The organism is Arhodomonas sp. KWT, from assembly GCF_010993615.1.
In genome coordinates this window covers 1-4,225 of sequence record NZ_WNXE01000103.1, presented here as the reverse complement: position 1 = coordinate 4,225, position 4,225 = coordinate 1, and the positions used below count along the sequence as shown (strand labels likewise).

4 protein-coding genes are annotated in these 4,225 nt (G+C 70.2%); 1 reads left to right on the top strand and 3 read right to left on the bottom strand.

Features of this window, described 5'->3' with window-relative positions; all coding sequences use genetic code 11:
* The 3 genes from uvrC to G7A99_RS13315 form a co-directional block, all read right to left on the bottom strand.
* Positions 1-1,274 (bottom strand): excinuclease ABC subunit UvrC (gene uvrC, locus G7A99_RS13325; protein WP_163140888.1); only part of this gene is annotated, 1,274 nt, incomplete at its 3' end.
* A gap of 16 nt (positions 1,275-1,290) precedes the next feature.
* Positions 1,291-1,929: a UvrY/SirA/GacA family response regulator transcription factor gene (gene uvrY / locus G7A99_RS13320; protein WP_163140885.1), complete on the bottom strand. Its 639-nt coding sequence runs from the start codon at positions 1,927-1,929 to the stop codon at positions 1,291-1,293.
* Between the two features lie 91 nt (positions 1,930-2,020).
* Positions 2,021-3,364, bottom strand: coding sequence for an MFS transporter (locus tag G7A99_RS13315; RefSeq protein WP_018719524.1), 1,344 nt, complete (start codon positions 3,362-3,364; stop codon positions 2,021-2,023).
* A 109-nt stretch (positions 3,365-3,473) separates the two neighbouring features.
* Between G7A99_RS13315 and G7A99_RS13310 the strand changes: the two genes are divergently transcribed.
* Positions 3,474-4,225 (top strand): dihydrofolate reductase family protein (locus tag G7A99_RS13310; protein WP_163140882.1); only part of this gene is annotated, 752 nt, incomplete at its 3' end.

Here is a 4,225-nt window from a genome sequence, read left to right as displayed (position 1 = left end):
TCCGATTTTGCCGGCCCCTCGCGGTTGAAGACGACGCAGGAGGCCACGGTGGCCTCGCCCTGGGTGTGGCTGATGTCAAAGCACTCGATGCGCTCTGGGATGGCGTCCAGCGCAAGACCGTCCTGAAGGTCCTCGAAGCGGCGGTCCATGCTGGCCTGGGTGCTCATGCGCGCGGACAGGGCGTGATCCGCGTTGCTCAGGGCCAGGTCCAGCCAGCGCCGGCGCTCGCCGCGCACCCGCGGACTGATCCGCACGCGGTGGCCGGCATCGCCGCTCAAGGCCTCCTCCAGCACCTCTCGATCCTCGATGTCGTCGCTGACGATCAGCTCCTGCGGCGCCCCGCCGCCAAGGTAGTGGCGGGCGATGAAGGCGTAGAGCACCTCGCCGGCATCGGTGGCGTCCGGCACCCGGGGGAAGAACGTGCGGTTGCCGAGGTTGGTGCCGTTGCGGATGACGAACACCTGCACGCAGGCGACGGCCTCGCGGATGCGGCAGGCGACGACATCCACGTCGCCCTTGGCGCCGGCGACGTACTGGCGCTCCTGGATCGTGCGCAGCGCGGCGATGCGGTCGCGCAGCCGCGCCGCCTCCTCGAACGCCAGGTTCTCGGAGGCGCGTTCCATGCGGGCGACCAGCTCATCGATCACGCGGTTGCTGTCCCCGTCCAGGAACATCTCCACGTGGCGCACGTCGCGGGCGTAGTCCTCCTCGCTGACGTAGCCCACGCACGGCGCGGTGCAGCGCTCGATCTGGTACTGCAGGCACGGCCGGGAGCGGTTCTCGAAGAAGCTGTCCCGGCACTGGCGCACGGGGAAGACCTTCTGCAGGTGGTTGAGCGTTTCGCGCACCGCGCTGGCGCTGGGGAACGGCCCGAAATACCGCCCCTGCCCCTGGCGGCCACCGCGGTGAAAGCTCAGCCGCGGGAAGCGCTGGTGGGTGGAGAGGTGGATGTAGGGATAGCTCTTGTCGTCGCGCAGCAGGACGTTGTAGCGCGGGCGCAGCTCCTTGATGAGGTTGTTCTCGAGGATCAGCGCCTCGGCCTCGGTGTGGGTCACCGCGATCTGCATGTCGGCGACCTGCGCCACCATGGACTGGGTCTTGGCGTTGTGCGCCTGGCGGGTGAAGTAGCTCGACACCCGGCGCTTTAGGTTGCGCGCCTTGCCGACGTAGATCACTGTCCCCGAGGCGTCGAGCATGCGGTAAACGCCCGGGGACTGGGGCAGCGTGCGGATGAAGGCCCGGGCGTCGAAGGCCGGACGGTCGGATTCACTCATGGGATCACTGCCGCGGTCAGCCGCTCTCGTCGACGAGACCGTAGCGGATCACCAGCCTCGTCAGCGCCACGTCGTTGCTCACGCCCAGCTTCTCGTAGAGCCGGTGGCGGTAGGTGCTCACCGTCTTGGGGCTGAGATTGAGACGGTCCGAGATCTCCTGGGGGCGGTGGCCCTCGGTGATCATCATCATTACCTGCATCTCGCGCCGCGAGAGCTTCTCGAACGGTTTGTCCGCACCATCCAGGCCGGCGATGGCCATGCGCTGGGCAATGTCCGCCCCGAGGTAGCGCTCGCCACGCATGACCGTGCGGATCGCGCGCACGATCTCGCGCTCGTCGCAGCCCTTGGTGACATACCCCATCGCGCCCGCCTCCAGCAGGCTGGACGGGTACGGTTCGCTGACGTGCACCGTCAGCGCGATCACCCTCAGCTCCGGGTCCGCGCGCAGGAGCTTGCGCGTCGCCTCCAGCCCGCCGATGCCGGGCATGTGGACGTCCATTAGAACGACGTCCGGGCGCTCGCTCGTGACCAGGCGCAGCGCCTCCTCGCCCGAACCTGCCTCGCCGACGACGCTGATGTCCCCCGCGTCGGCGAGCAGGCGGTTGATGCCCGCGCGCACGAGCTGGTGGTCGTCAACCAGCAGCACCCTGGTCATCCCGACCCGGACTCCCGTTGAGCGACTGTATCCATATCTCTGCCCTCTTCTCCAGCACCCGAAGGCGGACAGCCGACGAAAAATACTATCATTACGCAGCGTCAGCCGTGCCAGCGAGCATGCGCTCCGCCTCCGGCATCATCAGCCCGAGCAGCGCCCCGAGCACCGACAGCACGCCCAGGACCATGATCGCTACCTCCACGCCATGGAACTGCACCACCGCACCGACCACCCCGCCCGCCAGCGCCAGCACGCCCACGCCGGTGTTGGCGAAGGCTACATACAGCGGACGGTCGTCCGCCGGCGCGGCGTCGACGAGATAGGTCTTGCGCCCGAGGCGAACGCCCTGCTCCGCGATGCCGAGGAGCACGAAGACCACCGCGTACAGCCACGGCGAGCGCCACGCTTGCGGCAGCGCACCGATGGCGAGCGCGACCACGGCAATCGCCGCCGCCAGGCAACCACTGGCGATCAGCACGGTACGGCTGGAGCGGTCCGAGAAGCGGCCCCAGACCGGCGAGCTCAGCACGTTGCCGAGCCCCACGGTGAGCACGAACAGCCCGAGCACCGCGGCGCCATTATCGAACAGGGACTGCGCGTAGAGCGCGTAGAACGGCATCGCCAGCTCCACGGACAGCAGCAGCGCGCGCACGCCGAGGAAACGCCGGTAGCCGCTCACCCGTGCGAACAGCCTCACCCCGGCGCCGATCTCGTCGGCGAGCCGCCGGCCACCCTCGGTGGCGCCGGGGTGCTCGCGGATCGCCGCGAACAGCACCGCCGCCAGGGCCCACAGGCCGGCGGCCACCACCACCGGCAGGGTGTACGTCACCACCGCGCTGTCGGCGCCGACCCAGCGCTGGATCACGAGCCCGGCGGCCATGGTCAGCACGCCGCCGATCATCGCGCGGTTGGAGAGCATCCGCCCGCGCCGGCCCTTGGGCACGGTCTTGGCGGCCACGTCCTGGAACGCGACGGAGCCGGTACCGCTCGCCGCGCTGAACAGCGCGAACACCGCGAGCACCACCACGCCGGCCGCCAGCGGCGGCAGCACCAGCGCCGCGGCGGCGATCACCAGCAGCGCGACCGCCTGGATCAGCCCCGCCGCGGTCCACACCCATTTCCGCCGCGCCACACTGCGTATGCGCCCCGCCACGAACAGCTGGGGCAGCAGCGCGGCGAACTGCTTGACCGGCATGAGCAGCCCGATGATGGACGCCGGTGCACCCAGCGCCCCCAGCAGCCACGGCAGCACCAGGTTCGGACCGGCAATCTGCTCGGCGAGCTTGGTGCACGCGCCGTTGCCGACATTAAGCAGGTAGTTGCGCGGCAGCGCCGTACAGGCGGAATCCGGGATCGCGGCACAGGCGCGCTCGTCGCTGTCGTCGCCGCTGAGCACGTAGTAAGCGCGCTCCAGGCGTTCGGATAGGATGCTCAAGCCCCGTCGTCCCCCCAGTCATCGGCACCCGGCGTTATTGATCGAAAGCACGCCGGTGTGCGCTACAGTTAACATGCTCCGCCCATACTACAGGCAACGGGAGAACATCGTGGAGCGCGAGATCCACCGCATCCACCCCGCGCCCGCGGATCCGCGCCCCCTGGCGGGCACCTACCTGGACGCGCCGCTGGCGCCGGAGGACGCGGACGACCGCCTGTTCGTCTACGCCAATTTCGTACGCAGCCTGGACGGGCGCATTTCCGTGCGCGGGGCGGACGGGCGCGAGCGCGTCCCCGGGGACGTGGCCAACCCGCGGGACTGGCGGCTGTTCCAGGAGCTTGCCGCGCGAGCGGACGTGCTGCTCTCCTCCGGGCGCTACTTCCGCGAGCTGGCCGCCGGCCACGCCCAGGACGTCCTGCCCGTGGACAGCGGTGAGGCCTTCGCCGACTGCCGGGCCTGGCGCCGGGAACACGGGCTTGCGCCGCAGCCCGACGTCGCCGTGCTCAGCACGAGCCTGGATTTCACCCTGCCGGAGACGCTGCTCGAACAGGGGCGCCGGGTGATGGTGCTCACCACCCGCGACGCGGACGAGATGCGCGCCAGCCGTCTCGCGGCCGCCGGTGCCGAAGTGATCCGGCTCGACAGCGGCCCCCACGTGAGCGGCGGCAGGGCGATGGACGCGCTCGCCGGCCGCGGTTACCGCCGGGCGTACTCGGTGACCGGGCCGTGGGTGCTGCACGCCCTGGTGGCGGACGACCGCCTGGATGCCCTGTTCGTCACCACGGTCCACCGCCTCATCGGCGGCACCGACTACGCCGGCATCCTGGAGGGCGGGCGACTGGAGCCGGCACGGGAGTGGAC

Bases quoted from the DNA above. Each gene is read 5' to 3' on its own strand.
- uvrY (WP_163140885.1), bottom strand. From the start codon at position 1,929: ATGACCAGGGTGCTGCTGGTTGACGACCACCAGCTCGTGCGCGCGGGC.